This is a genomic window from Lactiplantibacillus sp. B652 (assembly GCF_023806745.1).
GTDB lineage: Bacteria > Bacillota > Bacilli > Lactobacillales > Lactobacillaceae > Lactiplantibacillus > Lactiplantibacillus pentosus.
Genome location: NZ_JAMSKY010000121.1, coordinates 1 through 235, shown reverse-complemented (window position 1 = coordinate 235; position 235 = coordinate 1). Strand labels below are relative to the sequence as shown.

The following is a 235-nucleotide window of genomic DNA, read 5'->3' as shown; positions in this document are numbered from 1 at the left end:
CAGGTCATCAAACGTTTGATTAACCGTCTCTTGATCACGATTGTTGGTAAAGACTTTAACTGGTTGTAAGTCACTCAAATCATTGGCAACTTCCTTCGTCGCATAAATCATAACTGGCGTGCGCTTCGCAAACTGGGTTTGGACTAACGCCACATTACCAACTACCGGGGTGCCCTTCGTCTTTTCGGTAATCCGCCACTTATACAACTTTTTCGTATTCAAAACATGTTTTGCC

General features: G+C 43.4%; 1 protein-coding gene. It reads right to left on the bottom strand.

Going from position 1 to position 235, the window contains the following annotated elements; translation table 11 throughout:
* Positions 1 to 235: DUF5839 family protein (locus tag MZO40_RS17260; protein WP_252133501.1), on the bottom strand; the 235-nt coding region annotated here is incomplete at both ends.